Annotated in this window: 18 protein-coding genes; 5 read left to right on the forward strand and 13 right to left on the reverse strand. The window is 42.2% G+C overall.

The annotated features are described in order from the left end of the window. Positions 1–82: 82 nt before the first annotated feature. Positions 83–298: a DUF2202 domain-containing protein gene (locus tag B9G53_RS19900; RefSeq protein ID WP_094535213.1), complete on the reverse strand. Its 216-nt coding sequence runs from the start codon at positions 296–298 to the stop codon at positions 83–85. Next, entirely contained in the window at positions 298–996 is a 699-nt protein-coding gene (locus B9G53_RS19905) for a 2,3-bisphosphoglycerate-dependent phosphoglycerate mutase (protein ID WP_094535214.1), read from the reverse strand. Before B9G53_RS19905 ends, B9G53_RS19900 begins: the two co-directional genes overlap by 1 nt. A gap of 466 nt (positions 997–1,462) precedes the next feature. On the opposite strand from B9G53_RS19905, the gene B9G53_RS28695 reads away from it, so the two are divergent. After that, the gene (locus tag B9G53_RS28695; protein ID WP_094535215.1) at positions 1,463–1,729 is read left to right on the forward strand and encodes a transposase; all 267 of its coding nucleotides are present in this window, start codon (positions 1,463–1,465) and stop codon (positions 1,727–1,729) included. A 133-nt stretch (positions 1,730–1,862) separates the two neighbouring features. Here the strand turns inward: B9G53_RS28695 and B9G53_RS19920 are convergent, their stop codons facing one another. From B9G53_RS19920 to hpsA, 5 genes are all read right to left on the reverse strand, one after another. Then, positions 1,863–2,453, reverse strand: a complete 591-nt coding sequence (locus B9G53_RS19920) for a Tfp pilus assembly protein FimT/FimU (RefSeq protein ID WP_094535216.1) — start codon at positions 2,451–2,453, stop codon at positions 1,863–1,865. Between the two features lie 72 nt (positions 2,454–2,525). Further along, the gene (locus B9G53_RS19925; protein WP_094535217.1) at positions 2,526–3,077 is read right to left on the reverse strand and encodes a Tfp pilus assembly protein FimT/FimU; all 552 of its coding nucleotides are present in this window, start codon (positions 3,075–3,077) and stop codon (positions 2,526–2,528) included. Positions 3,078–3,124: 47 nt separating this feature from the next. Next, complete coding sequence (gene hpsC / locus B9G53_RS19930; protein ID WP_094535218.1) at positions 3,125–4,435, reverse strand: hormogonium polysaccharide secretion pseudopilin HpsC; 1,311 nt, start codon at positions 4,433–4,435, stop codon at positions 3,125–3,127. A gap of 67 nt (positions 4,436–4,502) precedes the next feature. Beyond that, the gene (locus B9G53_RS19935) at positions 4,503–5,231 is read right to left on the reverse strand and encodes a prepilin-type N-terminal cleavage/methylation domain-containing protein (RefSeq protein ID WP_094535219.1); all 729 of its coding nucleotides are present in this window, start codon (positions 5,229–5,231) and stop codon (positions 4,503–4,505) included. 138 nt (positions 5,232–5,369) lie between these two features. Further along, positions 5,370–13,814 carry a hormogonium polysaccharide biosynthesis protein HpsA gene (hpsA, locus tag B9G53_RS19940; protein WP_094535220.1) on the reverse strand — a complete coding sequence of 2,815 codons (8,445 nt, stop codon included), beginning with the start codon at positions 13,812–13,814 and terminating at the stop codon, positions 5,370–5,372. 255 nt (positions 13,815–14,069) lie between these two features. Here hpsA and B9G53_RS19945 point away from each other — a divergent pair, with 255 nt between their 5' ends. Then, positions 14,070–15,326 carry a glycosyltransferase 87 family protein gene (locus B9G53_RS19945; RefSeq protein ID WP_094535221.1) on the forward strand — a complete coding sequence of 419 codons (1,257 nt, stop codon included), beginning with the start codon at positions 14,070–14,072 and terminating at the stop codon, positions 15,324–15,326. 11 nt (positions 15,327–15,337) lie between these two features. Beyond that, the gene (locus tag B9G53_RS19950) at positions 15,338–16,090 is read left to right on the forward strand and encodes a glycosyltransferase family 2 protein (protein ID WP_176453284.1); all 753 of its coding nucleotides are present in this window, start codon (positions 15,338–15,340) and stop codon (positions 16,088–16,090) included. On the opposite strand, the gene B9G53_RS19955 is transcribed toward B9G53_RS19950, so the two are convergent. From B9G53_RS19955 to B9G53_RS19965, 3 genes are read right to left on the reverse strand one after another with little or no spacing between them, the layout of a single operon-like run. Next, positions 16,071–17,282: a hypothetical protein gene (locus tag B9G53_RS19955; RefSeq protein WP_141211837.1), complete on the reverse strand. Its 1,212-nt coding sequence runs from the start codon at positions 17,280–17,282 to the stop codon at positions 16,071–16,073. The genes B9G53_RS19950 and B9G53_RS19955 overlap by 20 nt on opposite strands. A gap of 39 nt (positions 17,283–17,321) precedes the next feature. Beyond that, positions 17,322–18,740, reverse strand: a complete 1,419-nt coding sequence (locus tag B9G53_RS19960) for a phospholipid carrier-dependent glycosyltransferase (protein WP_176453285.1) — start codon at positions 18,738–18,740, stop codon at positions 17,322–17,324. A 52-nt stretch (positions 18,741–18,792) separates the two neighbouring features. After that, on the reverse strand, positions 18,793–19,419 hold the full coding sequence (locus tag B9G53_RS19965; RefSeq protein ID WP_094535224.1) for a TVP38/TMEM64 family protein: 627 nt from the start codon (positions 19,417–19,419) through the stop codon (positions 18,793–18,795). 72 nt (positions 19,420–19,491) lie between these two features. Between B9G53_RS19965 and B9G53_RS19970 the strand changes: the two genes are divergently transcribed. After that, positions 19,492–21,351, forward strand: coding sequence for a hypothetical protein (locus B9G53_RS19970; RefSeq protein WP_094535225.1), 1,860 nt, complete (start codon positions 19,492–19,494; stop codon positions 21,349–21,351). Positions 21,352–21,405: 54 nt separating this feature from the next. Here B9G53_RS19970 and B9G53_RS19975 read toward each other — a convergent pair whose 3' ends face one another. Further along, positions 21,406–23,307, reverse strand: coding sequence for a GtrA family protein (locus B9G53_RS19975; RefSeq protein ID WP_094535226.1), 1,902 nt, complete (start codon positions 23,305–23,307; stop codon positions 21,406–21,408). A gap of 107 nt (positions 23,308–23,414) precedes the next feature. Between B9G53_RS19975 and B9G53_RS19980 the strand changes: the two genes are divergently transcribed. Next, complete coding sequence (locus tag B9G53_RS19980; RefSeq protein WP_094535227.1) at positions 23,415–24,761, forward strand: class I SAM-dependent methyltransferase; 1,347 nt, start codon at positions 23,415–23,417, stop codon at positions 24,759–24,761. 130 nt (positions 24,762–24,891) lie between these two features. Here the strand turns inward: B9G53_RS19980 and B9G53_RS19985 are convergent, their stop codons facing one another. Next, positions 24,892–25,500, reverse strand: coding sequence for a hypothetical protein (locus B9G53_RS19985; protein ID WP_094535228.1), 609 nt, complete (start codon positions 25,498–25,500; stop codon positions 24,892–24,894). 191 nt (positions 25,501–25,691) lie between these two features. Then, positions 25,692–26,939, reverse strand: a complete 1,248-nt coding sequence (locus tag B9G53_RS19990) for a DUF58 domain-containing protein (RefSeq protein ID WP_094535241.1) — start codon at positions 26,937–26,939, stop codon at positions 25,692–25,694. Position 26,940 lies beyond the last annotated feature (1 nt).

Consider the following 26,940-nt stretch of genomic DNA (forward strand, 5'->3'; position numbering starts at 1 on the left):
ATATTAACTTCTCAAACACGCTCTTAGTCTTGATACCCTAGGTAACTCTTGATTGACACATTCATATGCCCACATCATAACATTAGTCCTGAACCAAAATAGCTGTAAACTCTTGTTGTGAAAGAACTTGAGGGGTATAAGCTCCACCTTGACGCTCAATCTGTCTCACAAAGGCTTGCCAATGATTGTAGGAACCTCTCAAGAGATTTTTATATAGAGTTGGATGATTAGTTGTATTCAGGCGATCGCGCAAATCACTATGAGAAGTTTGGAAAACTTTGCGCCTGTATGCGATCATTAGTCATTCAGGATTGTTTTGCTGATCACCTCTCCAGTAACATCAAGTTCATAGGTGATCGGTATGCCTGTCGCTAGTTCCAATTCTATTACTTCCGATGGACTGAGATGATCTAGCATCATGATGATCGATCGCAGAGAGTTCCCATGAGCCGTAATTAGGACATTATCGCCTTGGAGAAGATGAGGTAGAATACGGCTCCTGAAATAAGCATTCACCCGCTTTTGGGTATCTTCTAAACTTTCTCCCCCTGGTGGTCGGACATTGTAAGATCTGCGCCACGCATAAACCTGTTCAACGCCATATTTTTCAGCAGTATCCGCTTTATTTAAACCTTGCAAATCACCATAAAATCGCTCATTGAGAGCTTCATTTGTAAAGATAGGGAGTTCTTCCTCTGGGTTGCCATCATAACTATTCCAGCCATGCCAAATTTGGTCATCCTTTTCATGTTTAATAATCGGAATTTTGCCACCACAAATGTCATCACGTTCCGTCAAACAGATCATTGCTGTTTCGATCGCCCTTATTAATCTACTGGTAAAACAAACATTCACTCGATAATTGCTGAGCCGACAAGAGGCAATCGTCGCTTCTGCACGACCACGTTCGCTAAGGGGAACATCGACCCATCCTGTGAATTTATTGAGAGCATTCCAAAGGCTTTGTCCGTGACGAATCAATATGAGTTGAGCCATTATTTTTCTCTGTTTGAAATTATTAACTAACTTACCTGACTACGGAGCGCAGATCGACAAGTATTGTGCTTTTTTTTCAAGTAAAACAGCACAATACTTGGGACAGTTTTGAAAAATGAGAACAAAAAAGCTATTCATCGGATAAGGTGCAAGTGTTGAATCAAAGCACCAAATGAATAGCATTACAGACATAATACCGAAGGTAGCAAGCAAAGCACAACGGAAATTCCTGACAATCCTGTTTTCAACAATCATGGTAATTGGTGGAAAAGTGAACTTCACGAATCTGAGGCGATATAGCGAAATCAACGAACGCACCTATCGGCGGCAGTTTTCGCGTTCATACAACTTCATAAAAGGGAACGTAGAGATCATCGCAACGGACTTCTCATTTGTGTCGAAAAGTGGCAAAGCAACCTATAGAACCCATTTGGTATCTTAGGAAGATAAGAAAAAGGAGCCAAATATGGGATATAGCAGCAACCTAAGCGATCAAGAGGGAGATTATCGAACCTCTGTTGCACCGAAAATGTCGAAGCAGGAGAAGAAGACTTTGGCTATATCTGGTTTTGTGGTCATTCCTATGCGTTGGATTGTGGAACGTTCCAATGCTTGGATGGAGCGTTGTAAAAGTCTGGTCAAAAACTTTGACAGAACTTTAGACAACGCTAATGCGAGAATTCATCTTTGCTTTATCAGGCTTATGCTTAAGCGCCTTGCTAAAACTTCCTAAGATACCAAATGGGTTCTATAGAATCGAATATTTCTACAATAGGAGCGTAAGTTCCTAATATCCAACTCGCAAAGTCGGCGGAAAAGCTCTCTGCCAGAAATTTACAGATGTTATCAATCATTGCGAGATTTTATCATTGGTTGCATCCAGCATTTTCGGCTACTCGCATTGAGCCTAGGATTGTTGAAATAATCACGCATTTTCTGCGATCGCCAGATCTAGTCCCCAAAGTGATCCGCCCCATCTCACCTAGACCGTTGGGATTGCCTTGAGATTTAAACTGGACACGATAAATATCTGGTTCTGGAACTGCTGTGAGCTTTGTCAAGGTGGTTCGAGGTTGATCTTCCGTATTATCCACAATTCGCACTCCTCCATCAAAATTTTGCCAAGGTAGACTGTCCCAATATTCTTTCGTCATTGATGATGGAGGAGATTGATGTACGGCGTATTGAGCAACGGTGGGTGTATTTCTAAAGGTTGCTTGCCACATGGTTTGGGTTCGTTTGGCGTTGCTTTGGGCTAAGCGCAGAGTGCTAAGTGCTTGACTCTGGGCAGAGTTGAGCCTTTGATTATTCACAAATCCTAGCCAAGATGGTGCAGCGATCGCTGCCAAAATGCCAATGATCACCATTACAACTAGAACTTCGATCAAAGTAAAGCCGAACATCGACTGGCGGCGATCGCGCTTTTGCTGTCGCCGTTCATTCACAGTCCAAAACATAATATCTTGCGATTTTTAAATGCAATTATCTGGTAACTGTGATTTTAGCAAATTATTCAGTTTATTTACGGGTTAATTGCAGTCAGTATCAGATCCCGATCGCATTGCCCCTAAAATTGTCGTAATCGTCGTACAGCGTTGGCGATTGGGGCTATCCTTAGTATTTAAAGTAATGCGAAGCGGATAATCCGTAAAACTCGTTGTCGTATTTACTGACACAGGTAAGCCTTGCGAATTAAATGTAATTGTCAATGGTAATGTCAAGGCTGTCGGAGCAGTTGCTTTGGTGACGGACAAAACCTGTACACCTTGCTCTAAATATTGCACTTGAGATCGGCTAGTTTGCACATAAGCACCATTAGTTGCATCATTACCAATGGTGAAGATCGTCGGAGTGCCACTCCTTTTTGCTGTAGATTGGGCTTCTTTTAATGTACCGAATACTCGGCTCTGAGATGAACTTAGGCGATTATTATTCACAAAGCCAAGCCATCCTGGAGCGGCGATCGCCGCTAGAATACCGATAATTGCCATTACTACCAAAACTTCGATCAAGGTAAAACCGCGATCTCGTCCTGATAATTTTCGGTATGATTGTCGAGTTTGCTTAAATAGGTACAGCATCTAAAATATCTCCTTAAAAATTCGCGGCTTGTGAGTTTTCAAAAACCTTACTGTTGGAAAAACAACTTACCGCGCCCATAAGCTCTCACACTACTGGTTGATAGAAACGTATTATTTTGAGCCGTGATTGCTCTTTGGGATCGAATTTGATTTGGTCTTAGTCTTGCCAAGGCATTACCACGCAAATAGACACGAGCAACGGTTTGAGTCGAGTTCACACATACATAAAAACTACTCAATCCACCAACGGTAAATGTACTAGGAATTCTTTGAGCTGCTTGCACAGAAGCACCACCAACACCCACCATCGGATCGGAGCAACTGGCATTACTCCAGTTACCTGCAACTCCAGTATTTGGCCCGATAGCAATCCTAAATGGTGGATTTACAGCAGTTCCATCATCTTGACCCGCAACAAAAGGCGTATCGTCAACTAGATCTAATAGAGGAGTTGGTGTAGTTGTATAGGCTGCAGTAGTTTTTGTCCAACTATTCATCACCGTAGTGAGATCTGCACCTTGAGCATCGAATGGCTTAAATCCAGCATCAGGTGCAACCCAATAGTTAATATAGTTATTTGGGGTGACTTCAACTCGGCTAATTGGCACAGGCTCAGTACAGAGAGGCGAAATGACAGCAAGAGTCCCTAACTGACAACTTGCCCGAATACCATCTTTGACTTCCCAACGATCTATTCTTGCTGCACTTGACCAAGCTGGATTTGCGCCATTGGCATTACTATCGGTTAGATAGTAAACGACGAGGGAGTAAGAATAACGACCAGAGCCAGTTGGGTTATTCGCATCGCAAGGTGCAGCAACTGTGGAGTTAGTGGTAGATGTGCCATACTCCAAACATCCAACTCTTTTGGTGTTACCCCCACCTACAGGCACATCTTCATTAGGATCGTAGTAGATACGCTTCCAGAAAGCGAGAACTGGTGTACTGTTGGCAAAAGTGGGAATCTGGTCGCTAATTCCATTAGGACTAACTCGCTCTATTCCATCTGCATTGTAGATATAAACTGCTTCTTGCAAGTCGTCAGAGATATAGTCGAGAGCCGCTTGCACTTCTCCCTGAGACTCCACTTTTGCTTGTTCACGGCGATCGGTTTCCATGATGTTGACCGTAAAGGCGAGCATGGTGCTAATGATCAAGGTCGCAATCAACATCGCCACCAAAAGCTCAATCAACGTAAACCCTCGCATTCGTAATGCCATGCGATCGCCAATCGCAAACATCCTCATAAGTAAACGCTTAAAGCCTTTAACCCAAGCATTGTTGAGTAAATAGTGAGCATTGCGCTTATTTTTATTAGAGCGATTAGGTTTCCAGAATTTGCGACTTGAGAAAATCATGGCAGTACAAAGAATTGGTATGGAGAATCTGAAATCAAACCTTTAATCAGAAATGAGATACATCTATCTATAAGCGACCCTTAATCTGATCGAGCGTACTATCTGTAGGATAAACATCAACTTTCATGACTACCAACGGGCATGTGAGCGAGCCATTGCTACTTGTAAAAACGCGACTACCATTCGGACAGTCTGTCTCATTGTTCCCTGTTTGCAATGAAACTCCTGCTCTAATCCCAGTTAGGTTGGGCGGAGTTGCGGTATCTGCTAGAAACGCATCGGCTCGATATACACGCACCGCCATATAAAATCCTTGGCTGTCCAGATTATTGCCATCAGGCGCACCACTACGCATAGGCTGAATCACTAAATCTTGAGGATCATCAACACTAAAGCCATCACCATTAGTGTCAATCTTAATACCAGGAAGCGCGTTTAAAGCTGCCACTGTAGCATTGGTCGGTGCGGGTACAGATTGAAAGTACTGACTGCGCGATGTTCCTACCCAAGTTGAAGCATCATCGATATAGGGAAAGGATGCAACTGGATCGATAATGTTAATCACGCCTGCACGGACACCATCAACATAACTACGAGCCGCCTGAGTAGCTAAGTCAACTCGCCGTGCTTGTACTCGTGAGGCAGTTGACAAGACGACCATAGGCACGATCGCTGCTAGCAAAATAGCGACAACGACCACAGCTACAAGTGACTCGATTAGCGAAAATCCTGCTTGCGTAGATAGCAAATACTTTATAAGTAATAAACGAGTATTTTGTTTTCGCATAGTTCGCATAGCGGTTCACCATAGTTAAGAGTGGTTAATACAAGTCTGCAAAATTTGCTTGATTTTACTTGATTTTTTTTGCCTTAGATTTTAAAGCAAAATGGTTTCTAGGATATTACCCAGAAACCATTTTTGAGATAGCGATCGCTAGGAAGCAGGGGAATAAGGCGTAGTTGGAACTGCGCTCGTATTACAGTCGGCGGGGCGATCTCTTTGACCTAGGGCAAAGTTTGTGTAGTTAGTGACTTTAGTACCCAAACGCTTCGCAAGACCAACATTGATACCATCGGCTGCCACGTTGTTAGTATTCAAGGCGGTTGGAGCAGGCTGCAAGGCGCAGAGCATCGTTGTTACCCAAGGATCGTCTTTGCTAGATTCTCTAAAGAACTCGTTAGGGTTGGGTAAGGCTTGAGAGAAGCGTTGCGCGAACAGGTCAGGCTGTTGTACGAGGAGTCCAACATCAAAGCCCCATAAGCGAGTAGGTGCTGTGTAGAACGGAATCGACTGAATATTAGTTGATTGGTAATACTTAGCAAAGTTACTTAGAGTGTCGTTACTAGCACTAGGATTGATAAACCAACTTTGGGTGTCACTACTTGTATCAATACAGGTTGCACGGGTCGCTAATGTTGCACTTGCAGAGAGACATCCAGTTAAGTCTAGGCTGGTATAAGGAGCCGTACTAGAGAATGGAGCCGTAGCAAATATACTGCGCGTGTTTTGAATAAATCCACCCGAAATTTGTAATGAGGTGCTAGTCCAATTTTCCATAAATCGGACGAAGTTATGTAAACCACCACCAGTCTCACCTGTGTAGAGTGAAAGATTTGGATTGCCAGCAGTGGCAGAGGTTTGGTAAGGCACATAGGAGCGGGAAGGCGTATTTCCTGCCACAAAGTAAACATTGACTGTAGTTGCGGGTGCAGCTACTCGTTGTGTCCATTGTCCAGTACCGTCAGCACCATTGGGGATACCGTTAGTGCCTTTTAGATACTTATCAAATCCAGCGGTTGGTTGTGGCAATGTCGATTCAGATCCTGCTGCTGCAACAGTAGTGGTGTCTGGTGCGTGGATTTGTAAGACAGGTACAACTACAGGCTGATTGACTGTAGTCATCGCCGTGATTTTTGCACTCGAGTCAACCCCGATCGCCTCTGGGGTTATCGAAGCCGCAGCAGATTCTGTAGCCGCCGTTGCGACATTTACCGCCCTAAAGCCAAGGAATCTTGCACTTCTAATCGATACACCCTTACTACCGCCAGTAGAACCAATGTTTAGCCCTGTGCTGTCTGTTGCAGTACCAGCAGTAGCGGGCATAGTACCAATAAAGTTACCCACCAATACGGTTGGTTTCGCAGCCGCACTGCTACCACCTTGGATGGTCAGAGCCTTAAGTCCAACCCTTGGGAATACCCAAAATACCTTGTTTGGATCAACGCCATTTAACTTGACATACAAGCCATCGATCGTCACGTCAGCGTTGGGGGCGCGGAGTAAGAAGGTCGGGTCAGGATTGCCATTTGCACTCAAGGTGAGGGTGGCATCTTTGAGATCAGTATTGATATTGGCAGCAGTCAGGTCTAAGACATTGAGCTTGGTGCTGCTTAGAGCATTTACTATGCGAGTTGTACCAGTGCCGCCTAGGGTTACAGTCTGTGCAGTATTTGCAGTTGCAGGATCAGCAGACGTGATCGCTTTTAATCCATTAGCAAAAGTAACGATCGCACTACGAGGATTACCCAAAGTAGTTGGGCAAGCACTACCTGTGATATCCGTTAAGAATGTAGTACCTACTTTCTCAACCGCTTGATATCTTCTGGAATTACCTGTCACACCGCACACTGTAAACGAAGATGCAGGCTGATTGGCTCCACTACCATCGGGAAATACAGGATTTGCAGGTGAATTGAGATTGAGCAATGCTGAAGCAGTACAGGATTTGTCAATCGTGCCATTTGTTGCCGTACCTGTCTCAATACAGACCGTTTCGGGCAAGATTAACGGTGCAGGTTGATTGATGTTGAAGGTTCCGTTTGTGGCAGCACTAGAGGAGTTGTAACTGGTGTTGTAAATAAACAAGTCATCAAGATTGTCATACCTGACCGTGCTGCTATTTCCAGTTGTATCAGAGTTGCTACTGACGACTCGATACCACAGCGATCGCGCTACTCTCTGAGGCATGGCTTTATTCATACCTGGAAGCATGGGTATTTGACCATTATCAGTAGTACCACCAGAGATTACAGGTGCGCCATCAGGAGCAATATCAGGGAATTGCTCACGATCTAGAAGCCCATTGCCATTGAGATCCTCACCTGTATCGAGAATATTATTGTTATTAACATCTTCACCCCATACGCTATTCGCATTAACGGTAGGTGCAAAACCATAGTTTTTGTCTGTGGTCGCACCAGCATAGGGGTAGTTGCGAACTGCACTTACATCGGTTGCTGGATAGGCGGCTGCTAGTGAGATGGAGTCAGAGACAGGAGGTAACAGCGCTGAGAATGGTAGGCGCATATTTCCTTCAAAGAAGTACCTACGTGGGAATAGTGTGCCTCCAATTGGGGGTGGTGTTGGTGTTGGTTTTGGTGTTGGTGTTGGTGTAGCGGTTGGCTTCGGTGTTGGTGTAGCAGTTGGTTTCGGCGTTGGCGTTGGTGTAGCAGTTGGTACTGGTGTAGCGGTTGGCTTCGGTGTAGCGGTTGGTACAGCAGTCGGCTTCGGTGTTGGTGTTGGTACTGGTGTTGGTGTTGCTGGCTTCGGCGTTGGCGTTGGCGTTGGCGTTGGTGTTGGCGTTGGCGTTGCCGTACCAAAGAATGTCGGAGCATCGTCGTTGTCAATTATCACCCAACGGAAGTCAAAGGTACTAATAGTAGAAGTATCAGGAGTTGTAGTTCTTAATATTGCACCAGACTCCGCCGTATTCGGATTATCAATCCTGATGCGGAAGCGCTCTTGTTCTTCGTTAGCACTGTCACGAGCAACTAGAACTGTGACCCATTGGAAGCAACTATCGGTAGCAGAAGTTCCAGTGTTGATAACTGAACACTGCGGATTGGTAGGATCAGGGAATTTGAGAACCTGTTTTTCACCCGCAGTAGGAGTGCCAACATAGTCCGCAGGAATCCAAGTTGTGCCGTTCCAGCGATAAATGGTCGAGAGATAGTCTATGCCAGTACCCGGACCACGCCCTGTTGATGTGGAGCAGCCAGGAATCGCTTCTTCATCACCAATCGAATCAATTGGACTGCCGCAAGTAGTGTTATTGAGATAGCGAGTGTTTTGAACTTGTGGTTGCAGTCCTGTCGGTCCTGTACCAAGATAAGCTCCTCTTCTAGCAATATGCGATTTACCATCGTTAGTATTTGCTGATGTAGGTAAGCTCGCTAATGGCGGAATCACAGTGGAAATATCGACAGTGATCGGATCGGGGAGTGTGCCAGATCCTGAGACGTTGTTGGCGCTATTAGCATTGTCAACAACGACTCTAAAGGTATATGGTCGATAAACTGCGTTATTACTAAATGTTAGAGTATTTGTCTGAGGGGGTGTTGCAGAAGGGTATGAGGTAGCTGTATTTCCATTGCCACCAGCATCACTCGTAGCTAAACCAGTACCTTGCCCAGTTGCAGGAGGATACTGGCGCACCACATTACGTTGTGTATTTGATGTCCATGGAGTTGGAAATGCTATTGGTCCGTTTGCATTGGTCGTAGGCACAAATTTAGGTTCTAACAAATCACCGTTCGCAGCGATCGGCGAATATGAAGTAGCCGTCTTAACGTAAGCTGAGGAATTGGGTGTTCCTGGGTAAGCAGTTGGCAAGTTATCGCCGATTCTCAGAGGAGGGTTTTGAGGATCAGTACCGCTAGCCGCAGTCACGATCACAGGATCAAGGGCATCCTTAAAGCCAAACTGAGGTAGTCCATAAATTCTCCGCCCCTCATTACCCGAGAGGTTACTATTAGCCTCAAACCTTACCACTGGTTTAATTGCGGGACAGCCGACATTGCCAAAAGCGGTGTTTGCTGTGCCAGTGGCATTGAAGGGTGTAGTGCGATCGCCCAATACCTTGGGATAGGTATATCCGGGGTTTGTGGCTATTGTTGCCGAGTTATTGCCATAGGCAACCCCAATTGGCATCGGCCACCAGTTGTCAAGTTGAGGGCAATTACCCGCCGCCATAATCAACGCTTTGTTGCCATCCTTATAGATGTCGTCATAACGCAAGAATGAAACTCGACGGGGGAAGCGCTCATCGTTATCAAGTACACCATTGGAATTAAGGTCTTCACCTGAGTCTAAAACTCCATTTCGATTTATGTCTTCATTAGCAATATAACGCGGCGCATCCGCTGGAGTGATAGCACTACCAGCCCGACTAGGCAGAGCTGTCGTACCTGCTCCAGCCATCACCCAATCACTAAAAGTACATTCTGATGTGGGGACCTTGCGGCAAATCTCCATGCCATATTCCCCAAAGATCACCCGACGCTGTACAGGCGTGACTCCATTAGAGAAGTAGCTATTGCTGTTAGCAGTAGTCAGTCCTGGCCAGAGGTTAGTGGCATTATTGGAGGCAGTACTTGCCACACCTGTAGCCCCACCAGAGATCGAATCGGCAGCCGAGGCACTGGGCAACCAGTTATAACTAGTGACAAAGTTGTTATTTAAGAAGCCCATGCTGAGACGTTTGATCGAAGGCAAATCTTGGAGTACAGAGATATCACTACTAGTCTGTCCAACTGATTGACTGATCAACTTAGTAGCGACACTACGATTCTGCCAATTTGTTGCCGTTGATGTATTGCGGTTATTTCGCAGGTCGTAGTCACCTTGGTTGCGAAATCCTGCATTAAAGCTAGCCGACTGTACAGTGACACTATCCGCGATTACGGTCGCAGGTCGCCACTCATCACCACCAGCAGGACTTACGGCTGCATTTGCTTGACTAGGTCGGTAGGCAAAGTTGGGGTTAAGCGTCGCGGCTGTACGGGTATAGAAATTACTCCAGTTACTAGTTAACAGCGTTGTAAATTCTTCGGCTGTATGTAAGTTAAACCCAATCTCACCAGTATCATTAGATGCATTGATATAGACAGGGTTATTAGAAACTAAAATCAGTCCTTTTTCGCCTTGTGTCGCTTGAGTGAAGTTTGGCTGGGCAGTTCCAGTACCACGCCAGAGCCTCGCTCCATTAATCAAACGGATACCATTAGCACGACGGGATGCATCTAGACGAAAATCAGTAGAACTTAGAGATTTGCGTCTACTGGTGCTTGTTGGATCAGGATTCCCAGTTGCGTCAGTGTCAAAGTAGCTCAGATCGGGCAGAGCATCATCACGAGTTGCATAGACAACACCACTGTAGGGCAGTAAATAGTCTGTATTTAAACTAGCGGCATTGTTTCCGCCAGTGATCGTGGCTCCCCGCAAAATATTCATGTCTAGATCAGTCACCCTAATCTCTAAGGGCTGACGCTGTTCTATTTCAAGATCATATAGATCAGAGCGATTGGTGCTATTCGTAATTTGCGAAGTTAATGACTCGTCTTTATTTAGCGCTTTAACTTCACGACCATCTAAGAAAGATGCTTCTCTAATCGCATTGTTAGGGAAATTCGCTGTACTTCTAGTAATCCCTCCATCAAGAATTTGTAAAGCACAGAGTGTGGAATCCACAGCGGACTGATCGGGCAGAGTCAAACGCTGGTTCGCCGCGATTTTGATCAGCGCATTTCTTAATGGCTCATTCACAAATCGACCACTAGGGAACATCAAGTTCCCTTGATAGGATAGCCTCTGAGCTAATGTACCTGCTAGAGGGTTCTCACCCCCAGTACTGCTAGTAAATAACTTGGTTGTAGCGTTATAGGTAATGCCCGTAACACCTGCGGCAGTTGTACCAACAGTATAGGCAAACCCATTATTTGAGCGTCCCCCCGTGACTAAAACATCTTGGGCTGTAACTGAGTTGGTAGGGTCGTAGTAGCTGCTGACACAGGCAAGTGGTGTTTGATATGTTGCAGGGACAGCAGGATCGTAGGCTGAAGGCTTGTAGTGATAAACCGCCGTCGCTCTCATCTGCAAGTCGCCTTTAGGTGCTGTAGTCGCAGTATCAACACCTGTCATCGGCATGGCATCACTCCAGACAACGGGAAACAGCGATTCGTTTACGTCGCTAGTAATGGGGTTGTCTGTTAAAGCAAGAGGCTGAGGTAAAAATGTTTGGGTGCTTACCCGACTATAGACACCAGCACCAGTAACTACTCTAAGTCCACCACTAACTGGAGCTTGGGTGGGCGTAGCAGTTCCCGTCGCATCAATGGCAGGGTTGTCGGCAGCATTGAGTTCCCAGAAACCACCTCGATCTGACACACCCAAAGACTTGAGTGAATTTGATTGGGTAAAGCGATAACGAGCGTCAGCAACGCTAGCACTCATCGCCGCACCTTCTGTCCCGTTCCAAAAAACCGAGTTGTTATTGGTAAGGTCGTAAGGCTCAGTTGCACCAACATACCGATTCAGAGTCCCTTCGGTTTTGAGCCAAAGTGCAGGAAGATTATTGCCAACTAAAACGCGATCGCCTAAGAACTGCTCCTTAGTTGTCTTCTCAACATCTGGTTTGGTTGCAGGTAAAGCAGCAACGCTACCTGATGCACCTAAAGTTAAGTCTCCAATTTTGACAACTGTAGTTGGTGGTACGGTCGCAGCAGTAACAGCAGCTCCAGCCGTACCTCTACGCAAAGCTCTACCAGCTTCAATATCAGTCGTTGCCGTAGAGGTTAGCGCCGTTGCATTGGCATAGGCCGGAATCATCCATTCCACTGGAGGCTTCCATTCAGTGCCACTAGTAGTAGTAATAGTCGTAAAAGCTGGAGTAACACCACCATAGATCACAGTGTCAGGAGCGCCAAATGGAACTTCGCGATAAGGAACCTTCCGAGTCCGCAATCTAAAGTAAGCTTCTAAGGATTTACGTCTTGCTTCTCTGAAGTCAGTGTCTGTGGTCAAACCTTCATCTTTGATGCGGCTAACAATGTCTTTTTTCACCGCAACTGGGTCACTAGTAAGGACATCAGTGTCTTTGACATCTGCAAAAGAAGTAAGTGCAGTATTAATGACGCTAGGACCTGAGAATGTCGCAACTGCCTGATTAACCAGCGTATCAACACGGAAATTGTAAGCAAAATCGTTAAAGGCTACATCTCGTCCGCGATTGGTATTGTCGTCGCTTAGACTTTGGGTAGTGTTATTGATTAACTTAATTTGTGCTGGGTTTGGACCAGTGCCATCCTGAGTTGGATCTTTGCCAGCTCCAGCTCCTCGGAACAGGTGAACTGAAACCACATTAGGATCAACACTTAAGGAGTTGTCACTAACTAGTGCATCTCCCTCAACTACATTCCCTGCAACGAGGATTTTGCTATTTTCTTCTTTGTAATAACAAGATTCAGGACTGCTGACTTGAAATAGCCTAATTGGTGCGGTAGCCCCCAGCATCAGGTTACCTGCGGTGTAGATTCTACCATTGAGGTCAAAGCGAGCCGCGCGGGAGATTTCTAAGTCACCTTCAAACCAAACTGCGTTGGTATTTTGAGGCGATCGCGCCCGATCTTGTTGTAACTCTAGGGCGCTAAATGATGGATTGCCAGTATAAACTTCATAGTTGCCACTTGCCTGCTCCGCCGCAGTTAGAGGGCTAGAGGGATCGTCTAGTGGTGTGGTAATTGGAACCGTAAGTGCATAAACAAAGAAACTCTTTTTGAGCGCATTGTCAGAGGTAGTTACCCAACCCTCAGTCGTACTAGCTCCAGTTTGGGCTGCACTGACACAAGCTCCACTCAAGATCCCGTTGTCCATCGGCGGAGTTCGCACCTCAAGCGGACTAACTGGACGAGTATTTAGGTTAGAGATGCTATTTCGTGGCGTTGTCCGAAACAGAATGCTGTAAATAGCAAAGGAGTCATATCTGCCATTACTATCAGTATCTACAGGAAACTTCCAAGCGGTACTAACATTATCATTATTGGCAATGGCAGCAGAATCCCAGTCAGTTGCTGTATCTGAGCCACATGGAGGTGATAGTGGATCTAGAGGATCCAGTGGCTCTGAACCGCATATCTTTGGATCGATAAGTTGCAACCTTACTTCATCAGCAAACGTATAGTTGCCATTGTCTTGAGTTATGGCTTGGTAGAGTGAAGATTCGGGTGGGGTTCCACCAGGAAGGCTAGGATCTTCGATCAAGGCGCTAATCTTGGCTCTAGCGCGATCAAGAATGGTGGAGTTGGCACTGCGATATACTTGCTCAACTCTGGCATTAGATGCTTCTTTAGCGCGATCGGCTGATCTCGCCACCATTGAGACTACTAGCAAGCTCACAACTAGAGTAACCATCGTCACGGTTGGTAGCACAAACCCACCCGCACCAGCCTTGCGTTTTTTGCCGCTACTGCCATTGAGCAACGCACGGACAAAACGGCGACTAATCCGAATCGGACTGCCAATTTTATTCAGCCATTTTCTGATTTTGGCGATAAATTCGGCAAAAAAACGATTGAGTTTGCGGCTTTGCTTAGAGTCGGACATAAAAGTTTCTACCAACCTGACTGCAATATATTACCCAAGCAAGTTGTAAAAGTTGCAAAGATTTTGAGCAGAATCTAAAAAGTAGTGGTAAGTACCTGTATCAGGACATAAAACCCAAATAGTGTGAGGCGGCGCTTCGCGCCGCCTCACACTATTTGGGTTTAAGAATGGCGACAGCTATAATTAGAGGATTTTCCCTACTACTTTCTGGGCTAGCGGTTGTTATATTGATTGTCTGGTTACATATCGGAAAAAATGACCAATATCGCAAAAGCCCCATTAGAAATAAATTCGTATAGGTTTTATCTAGGATTGGCGATCGCCTTAGTTTTGCATCTATTGTTAATCAGCTTCCCAATTGCCTTTTGGGTTGATATAAATTTATTTAAGGCTTGGGCAATAGACTTAGTACAGCAAGGTTTCCTCAATTTTTATAATTTCTCAAACTGTGACTATCCCCCTGCTTATCTCTATGTACTATGGCTAATTGGTAAGATTTATCAACTTTTCGATCCTGTCTTTAGCAATGTTAATGGAGTGTTGCTAATGGCGATGATCAAGTTGCCTGCCGTATTTGCCAATATTGGCTCAGCGTTTTTAATCGCAAAGATTTTAGAGCCTCACACCACGACTGATAAAGCCCATCGACTTGCGCTAATTTATGCCTTTAATCCATTGATGCTATTTGTGTCGGCGGTTTGGGGACAGGTAGATAGTGTGATCGTTTTATTGATGCTATGGGCTTTTTACTTAATTCAGCAAAATTATCTGATCAGAGCAGGGTTACTAATTACCGTGATGGTGATTGTGAAACCACAAGGACTTTTTCTCGCACCATTCTTGCTGCTCTCTCAATGGTTTCGTCAGGCTTGGTGGAAATGGATGGCGATCGCTATTGGTGGTTTAGCATTGATTTGGTCAATTGTCTTGCCTTTCTATGGACTTGAAAATGGTATCCTCACCCCATTCTTTGGTTTATATCAACGATTGCAAGGTACAGCGAATTATTATGATTTCGCTTCGGTCAATGCTTTCAATATTTGGGGATGGGCAAATTGGCAGCACGATGCCACGACATTTTTGGGAATTAGCTATAAGGTAATTGGTTTAGCATTTTTGGGAATCCTTACAATGTGGTTGGGAATCTTTCTCTACCAGCAACGACACTTTGCGGCTCATTGCATAGCTACAGCGACGATGTTGATTGGTTTTTTCATGTTGCCAACGCGAATGCATGAACGTTACATGTTGTACGGTTTGGCTTTTATAGCGATCGCGATCGCTATAATTCCCACAATCAAGTGGATCTATTGGGGCTTTACTATCACAGGATCGGTAAATGTGGGCTATGTTTATCTGCGATATAACTATGAAGCCTTATTCAATGCCATTCCAGAAGTATGGTTTCAAAGCGCGATCTATTTAATCAGCGCTGTAAATATCATCTTATTTGGAGTTCTGCTCTCCCATACGATTCGTTGGCAAACACCACAAGCATTATCTACTACCTAGCATTAGTATCCATGAGCCATAAACCGATGAGCCATTCTCTATCTCTATCTGTGGTATTACCTGCTTACAATGAAGCGGAAAATATTGATCGGGTGATCGCCAACGCTGTTGATTACCTGAGCGATCGCCAGATTTGCTATGAAATTATTGTGGTCAATGATGGTTCCACTGATGCAACTAAAGCGATCGTCACTGCATTAGCAGCCAAAAATTCACAGATTCGACTGATTAATCATCCCCACAATTTGGGTTATGGCTCAGCTTTGAGAACTGGCTTTGATCAGTCTGTACATGAATATATTTTCTTAACTGATGGAGATGGACAGTTTGATATTAGCGATCTCGATCAGTTTTTGCCATATATCTACAATTCCCAAGGACAGATATTATCTAAAATCGTGATTGGTTATCGAGCTAAGCGTGCCGATGTTTTTGTGCGATCGCTCAATGCTTGGCTGTATCATCAATTTATTCAATTGGTATTGGGTATCAGAGCCAAAGATATTGATTGCGCCTTTAAACTATTTCCACGCAGCATTTACAAATCGATCAAACCGATTAAATCTGATGGAGCCTTATTTAGTGCTGAATTTCTCTTGAAATTACAACATTTACCGATTATCGAATTACCTGTGCAGCACTTCCCTCGGAAATTTGGCACAGCGACAGGCGCTAATATCAAAGTAATCTTAAAAATGTTTTGGGAATGTTGGCAATTAAAAAAAGAATGTCATATTCAAGACTCTAAACCCCAAATTGTTTAGGATTTAGAACCATAATTGTTCCGAAAATATTAAACCAAATAGAAAGAGCAATACAAAAAAGAGAAAGTGGGGATGTAGACTTGACTTTTGATTGAAGTAGAAGAAAAGCAACAAATGGGAAGAAATCCAAAAAGTAGCGATAGCCAAACTGTCGCCAACCTGTTGAAAAATGTGTAAATACAGGTATAGCAATTATAGCTATACATAACCAAGCAAAATTGTGCCAAGAAGCAAAGTTGTACCAAGGTTTATCTTGATGTTTACTAACTAGAATATAAATAAATAAAGGGCTAATTGCTAAAATCCCGTTACCCACTTCATCAATCTTGAAAAAAGGAAACTGAGTTATAAGTTCTGGGAAAGCAAGAATTCCATGGTAAATGTTTGGGAAAATATAAACAAGATTATGAAACCCGTGTTTTTGAATAGTTTCCTGAAAAAAAGCTGCATAGGCGTGATCATCATAGTTTAGTGAAAATGGATTACCAAAACGCACCCAATTCCACCATAAGACAAACACCATAAATAGGGCAGCAGGAACAGATAAAGCAATCAGAGCGTTAAGTTTTCCTTTATAACGAGTCATCCAAGCTTTAATTATAAAAATCGGCAAGATTAGAGCTAAGTGAAATCGACTCATTGAGGCTAAGGCAAGAAAAGAAATTGCTAACACGTCCTGTTTAAGAGTTTCTGCATAATATAAAGTTAGCCAAGCTAATGAAAGAAAGATACAACTACTCAGTACAGCATTAAACCAAGATGTAGATATAACTGCACATGGTAAAAGCATCGTTCCTAGTGCTAAAAAGACAAACAATAGACTACGTTGCCAAATGTCTTTGTCTGCTGCAAATTTTTCTACATATATAAATTGAATAACAATCAGAAAAGCATAAAGAATGAGTGCAAAAATAGTTTCTGTAAATTTATCTCCAAAAAGATAAACAAATGGCGTGATTAAAAATCCATTTAATGGTGGCAATGCGAGAAAAAGTTTGTCATTAAATGGAATTAGATCATGCGTCCAAGTTACAGGAAGATCAACTCTTCCTTGCAAAAATGCCTCAGCTTGTGCATGAAACATTTGCATATATCTTGCATCCCATGTACCACTTATGGAATAAGAAAAAATGATGGTAATCGCCATACATAAAGCAACTAAACCAAACCCATACCAAGATTTATAAACCATTCGATTAAGAGACTAATTAAGAATTATGTTTACTATTTTTTAAATCCAGTTAAACCCAGATATTTTTTCTGGCATAAACCAAATCCGATGATAAAAATCGTCAGGTAATATGGGCAACCCTAACCAAATCGGCATAAAGAAAATCTGACTTAGGATCACTGTGGTAATAATTACATAGCCTAGATAACGCAGAATCCCTTTTTGATCAAGCATTTGGGAAACTAGCCATGCTAAAGCCATAAAGCTAAACACCGCAGCAGACATATAGTGATAGACGAATAGGCAACGCTTCACAATTAGCCAAGGTGCATAGTTGGCGAAATAGCCCAAAAGCAAGTAGTCATTAATGCCATTAGTAAATTTGCGAAATCGCGTCAAAAATTTAGCTAAGAGTGAAGTGATGGTTGTGAAAACGATCGCTAAAGTCGAGAACCACCATAAAATCGGATTCCCCAGTCCTTGAATAACTGAAAAATATCCTTCGTTATTTTGGAAGTAGTAGCCAACAGGTCTCGCTAAGACAGCCCAAGAGATTGCCGATGAGCAGTATGGATGAGATGGATGATCAGGATCGATACTGGTCACAGTATCTGTGGAATGCCACCAGAGGATATGTTGATGGACAGCAATTAGTGATTTGATAAAACCATTAATTGATTCCCAGCCACTTCCTAGTACAGCCCCCCCAGAAGTTTGCATAAACAGCGGAAGCCACTGCACTAGATAAAATGCGATCGGCATGGCTACAAAACAAAGTAAATATTGCCACCAATGCAATTTGATAATTTCGGCAAGTATTCCTAAACGTTCCAGATTTTTTGGAAAGAATTTGGCGATCGCCCATACCAACATCACCAATAAAAACAGCAATAAACTAAATCCCAATCCATTCCATTTCACTGATGCAGTTGCACCAAGTAGCAGCCCTGCACAACAAAGTAAAAATGTGCGTAATTTCCCCTTATTCTCTAACCCCGCAATCAAAAATATTTGTGATGACACACCACAGGCAACCAAAAAAATATTAAGCAAACTTAAGCGAGATTCTACTAAAAACAAACCATCACTGCCGATAAATAAGCCCGCCAAGAGCGCAAAATTGCGTTTGTAAGTTAGACGGTAAACCAGCCCAATCACTAGTAATGGCATGATCGATCCAAAACAAGCTTCAAGAAACCGATAGCCAATTTCATTATGTCCAAACAGCAAAATGCCGAGCATGATGAAATATTTACCTAATGGTGGATGTCCTTCCCAAGTTGGTTTACCTTCTAGATACTCATCAGCATATTGCCCAAACCAAATCTCATCAAAAACGGGATAGGGAATTTTTCCTAATTGCCAAAAATGCAGAAACAAGGAAATTGCTAAGATCCCTAGACTACCCAATACTAAATACAAATCCCATCTAGGTTTTTGTGGATCAGGATTTTCTACGTTGTTCTGTAAGTACTGCATAATTTTCTGTAACATCTTAAACATAAGTAAAGGCAACGCTTCTCGGCACTACTTATGTTTTGTTGAATTTGTACCATGTACCCGCAACAACCAATACGGCTAGTCCTAAGCTACTAGCCAATAAAGGTAGCACATCATGACTAGAACTCATTTGCATCCCCGTACTACCTAAAAATACGAAAGGAGCAAGCCCCAAAGGAGTACCAAACAAAGTTCCGATTAAATAATCACGGTGCTTGATCGGACTCAAACCTGCGGCAAAACTGACAATACCATGGGGAACTAGTGGTAGTAGCCTTGCAGCAAATGAGTAAGCTATTCCTCCTGAGACAAGATTTTGGCTTACATTTGACCAGCGCTCATCGGTGGCAGCGAATTTTGAACCAAGCGATCGCGCTAAAATAAACCCAAGCAATGCTGAAAGAAAAGCCCCTAAAGATGTCAGTAATATTCCCTCAAATGCTCCATAAAGCAACCCACCCGCAATATTAAAAGCAGTCACAGGTAAAATAAGCAAAGATGCGATCGCATAGGCTACAACAAAAATAACCTCACCCCACGCCCCCGACGATTGAACAACCTCCTGAATTTGATTTAACCAATCAATATGGGCATAAGTAACCCAAACACTGCCTAAAGTGAAAATACAGAGGAGGATCACTAAAATTTTTTTATTCATGACTATGTTTTTTTTTAACCAAGAGAAAATTGGATAAACTGAGGTGTTGCTTTTATAAAAAGTCAAGTAAAAATGGAATGTCCTTTATGTGATAGTACCCAATTTAAGGATTATGGTAAAACAGCTCGTGGTGATAAAAAGTACCAATGTGAGGTCTGCCATAATATTTTTATAGATGGTACAGCTAAAACTTTTTGTCTACCAGAAATTAATCTTCTAAAATTTAAAAAAAATCAAATATTTAAGACAACATATCAAACGAAAAAAATATTAATCATTGAAGTAATAGCAATTATTTTGCTCTGGTTAGTTAGCATTGTCTTTTCTATCTCTGTATTTAACCGTCCACTCAACATTGATGCTCATCATGAATGGCTATCAGCTCATACTTTAGTTAGCCTTAGAGCCTTAGAGCAATGGGGGATTCATCATTTGTTAGGGGCTTCTGTTCTTATTCCTAAAAGTCTTGAATATATTCAAGCTGATATAACAACACTTAATAAAGATGATGGAATTTATCTTAGTTATCCTTCTCTATGGTTAGTTGTCCCCTATATCATTTTTAAGATTTCATCAATTCCAATCACTGTTGCAAATTTACAGATTTATAATTTAATATTTGAACGCTTACTCAACAGCATAGTTATCTACTTCTTGTGTCTAGAGATATTACGGCTTTTTGAAAAAATTGATTTTATAAATATTTGGTCGAGTAAGATTCTAGCATTTCTAGCAACATTCGCATGGATGTTTAATCCACCTGTTTTATATTGGTCACAAAACGTTTATTTTTGCGACCAAGCAGTTTTATTGCCAATCTATGCCTTGATTTTATTTGCACTAAAGCAACGGTTTCGATTTGAAAATTTAACTAGGAATCAAAAATTAATTCTTTTTTTACTATCTCTATTTGCCGCAGGATTCGATTGGTATGGATGGGTCTTTTTGTTTTTATTAATGCTCTCAGTAGCGCTCCCATTAGTTCGTAAAGATATATGGCTAGCATGGAGTTCTGTTCAACCAATTTTAGGCGCGATCGCCCTGATAACTGTTTGGTTTATATCCCAATTAATTTACTATCAAGATGGCTGGAATCAAATTACATCAATCTTTTTAGAGAGGGTTGGCGCAAAGATGGAAGTTAACCTCAATCAAGATATATTTGTAATGACTTTTTACTGGGTTAAATATCTTCCTACATATATGCAAGAAATGTGGGAGACAGGTAAACTTTCAATATTGACACTTTTCTTAGGGCTACTCATACTTTTATGCTGGCTATGGTGGCATAGCCAATATAAGTTAAGTCTACTATCAGTTTTTTTATTAATCTTTTTGGCTCCCTTTTTACAAATTGCTATATTAAGACAACATTCTACTATTCACGATTTTTCTGCTTTTAAACTAGCTTTGCCAACCATATTTGCTATTTGGATTGTTGTGCCTGTATCTATTTTAATACTGCTACAGTATCTGCCAAAGTCTTTCTATTTATTGTCTTGGTTAGTACTCGGTCTTTTGATATATCTAAGTATTCTGATAAGTGGAGATATATCATCAGAATTTATTGAATTTGCGGGTGTGGGTAGAACATATCCTAGAGAAATTGGTGCGATCATCAGCAAGTATATTGCAGATAATGATCTACCAATCTCTGATTCTAAGTATATTTATGCAGGTTCAGTTCCTCCTCAGCCAACTTGGTATACTAACCGCTTCGTTTATACAACGTTAGAGCTTCCTAATTTACCTAAAAAACTAAATCTTCCAAGCTTAAAACATTTAAATTTTGTTTATCTTATCTATGAAGATGAAAAACCTAATGATCAAATAAATGAAGCTTGCCAAAATTCATGGCAAGATATTCCTGAGACTATCATGAGTAGAAGAGTACGCTTATGTCGTAGCGAAAAGCTGCAAAACCTATTGTAAATTTTGGCAATATCACTCTGTGGATAATACCGCTAAAATTTATTTAGAATGCACTTATTGATTTAATGAAAAGTCATTGACATTTTTATAGGTACTAAATGAATATAACTTATGACCAATAAAGCTTAGAAATACAATACAACCAGCACTAATAATCCTCGCAGGAATTGGCTGCCATTTTAGTTCATTAACTAATAGCTGGATCATTCCTAAATTTGCTAATAGACTATTGAGAGCGATCGCCGTAAATACAAAATATTGAAGCAATCCATTTTGCCAGTAAACACCAAAGACATAGTTACGACTTAACCAGAAATTTGTAGTGAGTCCAAAGAAATAACTAATACATAAGGCGTATACATAGTAAATATCTAGTCGTTGTAAAACTACAAAGATGCTAACATCAACAATAGTAGCAATACCACCTGTCAGGAAATACCTGCTCAGTTGCTGCAAATTTTCTCGCCATTTTTTTTGGATTTGTGTTTGCATTTCTGGGGTTTTAGCTTTATTAGTTTGCTTGACTTCTAAATTCATTTCTTCTCCATATTCTGTGTCTGAATTGACTGACCAGAGATCATGTTTGGATAGACCAATAATATTTTCTGCTGCCCAAATCCCCATCAATAAACTATGGTCTTGATTGTTATACTTAAATGATCCGTAGCGTCCAATTAGTTGCAGATTAGAGAATTGGGATAAATAGTTTTGAATTGTAGCGATCGCCTCTCGATAGTTACCTGTGTAAACTGGATAGGTACGCGGTAAGCGGATTACAAAAGCATCACTTATGGTTTGATTACCTAGTAATTTGATCTGACGTAGTTCAGCGATCGCAAGAGATATTAATTCATCCTCAGACTCTTGCCACATCGCTTCATTACTATTGCACCAATATTCACAGCATAAAGGCGTTTGCGAAATGGATGAGTTGGGTAACATATCTGGCGACCAATTCGCAAAGTTAGTAACTCTACCTAATCGTACTTTCGCATCATTAATATATAACCAATTATCAGGGAATAATGATTCACCATCAACAATTAAATACACCAGAATTGTATTGCGAAACTGTAAAGATTTTGCAGCCGCCATTACTTCGGGTGGTGGTGCTGGCTGCATTTGCTGCACAAGCAGGTTGATGGGAATTGATGAAATGACATGACTACAATCAGCTAAAGATTCTTTTCCTGTGTGGCGATCACGTAGGACAACATGGGTAATTTTTGAACCATCATGATGACAACTGATGACTTCGGTATTGAGCAAAATTGATTGCTCTTGTTCATGGAGGCGATCGCAAATGCGATCGTATAGTTGCCCCGAACCTAATCGTGGAAATTGAAATTGATCGATTAAAGACTTTACCTTACCGCTATTGCCAAAAATTGCGTTGCGGATCGCTTTGCTGAGAGATAATCCTTTAATGCGTTGAGCCGCCCATTCTGACTCAATTTCGGTACAAGGTATTCCCCAGAGTTTTTCGGTATAGCCTTCAAAAAAAATACTAAACAAGCGCTTACCAAATCTAGCTATGATCCATTCAGCAAAGTTTTGAGGATTAAGAGTAGGAAAAAGACGACTAATTAAGTAAGAGTAAAGAATATGGAATGTTTCTCTAATCCCTAAAGCAAATAAAACTTCCCTAGCGTGAATTGGGTAGCTAAAATATTTCCCCCCATAAAATATGCGTGTCAATCGTTTGACAGTAACTTGCTCACTTCCTAAAACCTCATTCCATAAACGGATCACAGGTGAAAGTTTAGTAAAAAAACGATGGGGCCCGTAGTCGAGAATAAACCCACGAAAATGAAAGCTTTTTGCCAATCCGCCAACTTGGGATTCTCGCTCTACAACTGTAATTATTTTGCTGTGCTTAGATAGGGTGTAAGCAGCAGCAAGTCCTGCGGGACCAGCACCAAGAATAACGCTATGTATTTGTGGGTTTACGGTCATAGTTCTGTTAATGTTTATGCGATGTTACCCAATTGTCCTAGAAAAATAGAAAGCACCTGTCTAGAAGTTTTGCATAACCAATTTTGAAATTGAACCATTTTCTAAATATGAACATTGACCCCAACGAAAAAGTTCGCCAACAATTTGATTTGATGCCTTATCCGAATTTGCCCGCAAATCAAACTGGCGGTGATGGCGATCGCGGTTTAATTTTGCATTCTTTTGCTTCTGCTTGGTATGCCAAAACTCAACGGGTAGGCGATCGCCAAGATCTGACTATTTTAGATGTCGGATGTGGTTCAGGGGTAACCACTTTGGCTCTTGCGATGGCAAACCCCAATGCAAAAATTGTGGGAATTGATCTTTCTGAAGCTTCTTTAAGCTTGGCAAGAGATCGCCTGAACTATCACGGGTTTCCCAAGACTGAATTTCATAAATTGCCAATCGAAGAACTTCCAAACCTAAAAGATAAACAGGGTCTACAGTTCGACTATATTAACTGCGAAGATACGCTTTATCTTTTGAATGATCCAGTACTTGGTTTGAAAGTCATGGGATCTGTGCTTGCTCCTGAAGGTTTGTTACGAGTCAATGTACATAGTCTTTATCAACGCACTGATTTCTTTCGCGCTCAAGCATTTTCCCGATTGTTAGGATTCCTTGATCGCAATCCCACTGAGGACGAATATCAACAGATTTACGCAATTATGGAAGCATTAGGAGATGGAACCTTACTCAAAGCTAACACTTGGACACCATCTGATAAGTCTTTTGGATTTTTTTTGATGAACTATGTTATTCAAGAAGATAAGGGCTTTACGATTCCTGAAGTCTTTCAGATGCTGAGAGGCTCAAACTTAGAATTTGTCAGTATGATCAATCCTGCGGACTGGCGATTGCCAAATCTATTTCCTGAGCATATTCCAAATGGATTTGTTGAATTTTTAGATCATGCGACACCTGAACAAAATCTTCATGCCTATGAACTGCTACATCCTGTAAACCGTTTGCTTGATATTTGGTGTGGACATTCAGGACGTTCTGCTTATACAGAAATCAGTCAATGGACAGAAACAATGTGGGAGTCAGCAACAGTCCATTTACATCCTGCTTTGCGAACGGAAGCATTTTTTCAGATCCTCGATCAGGCAATCGCTCAACTTCGACCTGACTCTAATATTCAAAAATTACATAATTCTAAGCTTGACTCACTTACAGTGACTCTATGTCTGCGATTTCTCTGGAAACGTGAGTGTAAATTCTCAGAGCTTGTCACCTATTGGAGTATACATAAACCGAGACTAGAAGCCTATCGTAAGGTTTCGACAACTATTGTTAGTGAAAGGGTTACACCTACAGGTAAGCTCAGCGATCGCCAAGCGAGTGACGAATTGAGATTTTTACTGGGTGAACTAGTTATAGATCAACTTGTGATGATCGAAAAGGATATTTAACGCATAGCTTGATTTTGAAGCCCATGTAATACCAATTCACGAAAGTGTGGCAACAGTTTTGTGAATTAAAAACCAAACCCAGTAAGGGTTTTAAAAACACAAAATGGCTACGCCATTTTGTGTTTTGGTATTACAAAAAATTGGTGGGCTTTGGCAGATAGAAAATTACTCTGATCGCAAACCCGATCACCAAACTACTACCAGTCAAAATGCCAAGGAGAATAAAATTTTCTTTGGTTGATAATTCGAGATACTCGATTTGTTTGCCGATTAGGGTTACCGCTGCGGCTATTATCCCAATCGTTAAACTCGCTAACCAACTTAAAGGAATTTGAAATGTGGCAATAGTGAGCGCGATCATTAGGGCAATTGTGAGTGCTGTAGCGATCAGATCGATAATGCTGAGTTTTTTATTGGGTGCAGGATTATAACGGATATCTTGAAAACCAATCCAATAAAGAAATAAGCAGATAGCAGCCCCTATTAGGCTTTCATTTAGATTGGCATTAATATAAATTGTGATGATTGCAGCGATCGCGGCGATTAAACCGCCTAAGCTGCGAGGCATCGCAAATATGCCACTAGCAGCTAACAAAAATAATAAACCTGCTGCCCAATAACTCTGTTCTAGCCAAAACAAGCATATATAGCTGCCTAGATATCCATAGGCGATCGCGATCGCGGTTAGAGAAATTAGCAAACGATACCCAATCTCAAGTCTACCGATTTTGAGCGCCATGACATACCACCAGTTTTTAGTCGATGCGAACGTGGAAATCGCGATATTTCAGCAATTGGCTATTTAGGAACCCAGAATAGATTTTGTAAAAGTAGTGCTTTGCACTACTTTTACAAAATCTATTCTGGGTTTTATTTAGGCGCAAAGCGTTGTAACGCGATATCAAAAAAGTATAGCAATCGTCAGTTCGCTTAAAGCGTTAGATAACCTTGAAGTTGCGATCGCAAAGATTTGTAACTTGTATCTTCAGCATCTAGCATTGTTTCAATCGTTAAACCAAGCGATCGCTGATTGGGAACCGATACTTTTGATGATTGTCCTAATGATTGCCATAGTAACCATCGACTACCAGAGGGCAAATAGGCAATGCTATCGCTACGATGGGATATCCAGACCACGGGCAAATCAGGCAAGTCCTTGAGCAGATCGGCGGAACTCGTTGCCATATTTACGGCGGCTAAAGTTTCTAATACAGCGCGATCGCTCTGGACGATACCTGTATCATTTGTCCAAAGTCTGACACTTAGTTTTGATTTTTGAGCATAGAAATAGAGCGAAGCCGCCGCTACTACTGCTTCTTCAAAGGCTTGAGCCTCCCATCCTGCGGAATTATCAAGGGCGATCGCTACTTCTTGCCCGCCAATCGTGACTTCCAGTTCGCGCACCCGCAATTCGCCAAACTTGGCACTAGTGCGCCAATGGATTAATCGGGTTGGATCACCCCAGCGATAGGGACGCAAAGTCTTCGTTAAACCTTCGGTAGCATTGCTGTAATTATGGTCATCGCTATATTGGCGCGGATTCGTATCACTTCCCAATTGATCAACCAAAGGACAGCGATCGAGGGGTAGCACCGTTGGATAAACGATCGCCTTGTTTCCCGATGGACAAGCGCGACGACTGCGGAACAATCCTAATGGACTGGAGGTGGCAATTTCTGTAGATCGAAACCAAAATACGCCACGCTTAGTAGTTTTTGCCTCATAGTTCCAGTGATATTCCTGAAGCGGGGCAATCAACTCAATTACTACGTCTTGTTGCAAAATATTTGAGAGATTTTCTGGCAAAATATCACGGACTTCTAGCAATCTTTTTTCAGTTCGTCCTGTATTTTGAATCGTCAAATCCACCCATAGATCATCCCCCACACTGACTGGATCAATCGGCGATCGCACCACCACCATTTCTGCCAATAGGCGCTTGGGCATAACTGCCCCTACAATTAAGAGAGCTAAACTTACGCCACTAATTACATAGAGCCACCCCGCAAGGGTATTGGTCGCCGCCATAAAGAAAAATAATGTTAAAGCAGTAAACATTCCCCCAATAAACTCTGGTGTCGCAAATCGCCATTCTAACCATTTAAAAAAGCGTTTAATCTTAGATATTTTTTTCGGTTTAGAACTACGCTGTGGGCGATCGCTTTGGCTATTTGACATA

This window comes from Pseudanabaena sp. SR411, from assembly GCF_002251945.1.
GTDB lineage: Bacteria > Cyanobacteriota > Cyanobacteriia > Pseudanabaenales > Pseudanabaenaceae > Pseudanabaena.

Excerpts from the sequence above, each read along its gene's own strand:
- hpsA (WP_094535220.1), bottom strand. The coding sequence starts at position 13,814 with ATGTCCGACTCTAAGCAAAGCCGCAAACTCAATCGTTTTTTTGCCGAA.
- B9G53_RS19975 (WP_094535226.1), bottom strand. The coding sequence starts at position 23,307 with ATGACCGTAAACCCACAAATACATAGCGTTATTCTTGGTGCTGGTCCC.
- B9G53_RS19965 (WP_094535224.1), bottom strand. The coding sequence starts at position 19,419 with ATGAATAAAAAAATTTTAGTGATCCTCCTCTGTATTTTCACTTTAGGC.
- B9G53_RS19955 (WP_141211837.1), bottom strand. The coding sequence starts at position 17,282 with ATGGTTTATAAATCTTGGTATGGGTTTGGTTTAGTTGCTTTATGTATG.
- hpsC (WP_094535218.1), bottom strand. The coding sequence starts at position 4,435 with ATGATTTTCTCAAGTCGCAAATTCTGGAAACCTAATCGCTCTAATAAA.
- B9G53_RS19960 (WP_176453285.1), bottom strand. The coding sequence starts at position 18,740 with ATGCAGTACTTACAGAACAACGTAGAAAATCCTGATCCACAAAAACCT.
- B9G53_RS19905 (WP_094535214.1), bottom strand. The coding sequence starts at position 996 with ATGGCTCAACTCATATTGATTCGTCACGGACAAAGCCTTTGGAATGCT.
- B9G53_RS19990 (WP_094535241.1), bottom strand. The coding sequence starts at position 26,939 with ATGTCAAATAGCCAAAGCGATCGCCCACAGCGTAGTTCTAAACCGAAA.
- B9G53_RS19970 (WP_094535225.1), top strand. The coding sequence starts at position 19,492 with ATGGAATGTCCTTTATGTGATAGTACCCAATTTAAGGATTATGGTAAA.
- B9G53_RS19900 (WP_094535213.1), bottom strand. The coding sequence starts at position 298 with ATGATCGCATACAGGCGCAAAGTTTTCCAAACTTCTCATAGTGATTTG.
- B9G53_RS19980 (WP_094535227.1), top strand. The coding sequence starts at position 23,415 with ATGAACATTGACCCCAACGAAAAAGTTCGCCAACAATTTGATTTGATG.
- B9G53_RS19920 (WP_094535216.1), bottom strand. The coding sequence starts at position 2,453 with ATGTTTTGGACTGTGAATGAACGGCGACAGCAAAAGCGCGATCGCCGC.
- B9G53_RS19950 (WP_176453284.1), top strand. The coding sequence starts at position 15,338 with ATGAGCCATAAACCGATGAGCCATTCTCTATCTCTATCTGTGGTATTA.
- B9G53_RS19945 (WP_094535221.1), top strand. The coding sequence starts at position 14,070 with ATGACCAATATCGCAAAAGCCCCATTAGAAATAAATTCGTATAGGTTT.
- B9G53_RS19935 (WP_094535219.1), bottom strand. The coding sequence starts at position 5,231 with ATGCGAACTATGCGAAAACAAAATACTCGTTTATTACTTATAAAGTAT.
- B9G53_RS28695 (WP_094535215.1), top strand. The coding sequence starts at position 1,463 with ATGGGATATAGCAGCAACCTAAGCGATCAAGAGGGAGATTATCGAACC.
- B9G53_RS19925 (WP_094535217.1), bottom strand. The coding sequence starts at position 3,077 with ATGCTGTACCTATTTAAGCAAACTCGACAATCATACCGAAAATTATCA.
- B9G53_RS19985 (WP_094535228.1), bottom strand. The coding sequence starts at position 25,500 with ATGGCGCTCAAAATCGGTAGACTTGAGATTGGGTATCGTTTGCTAATT.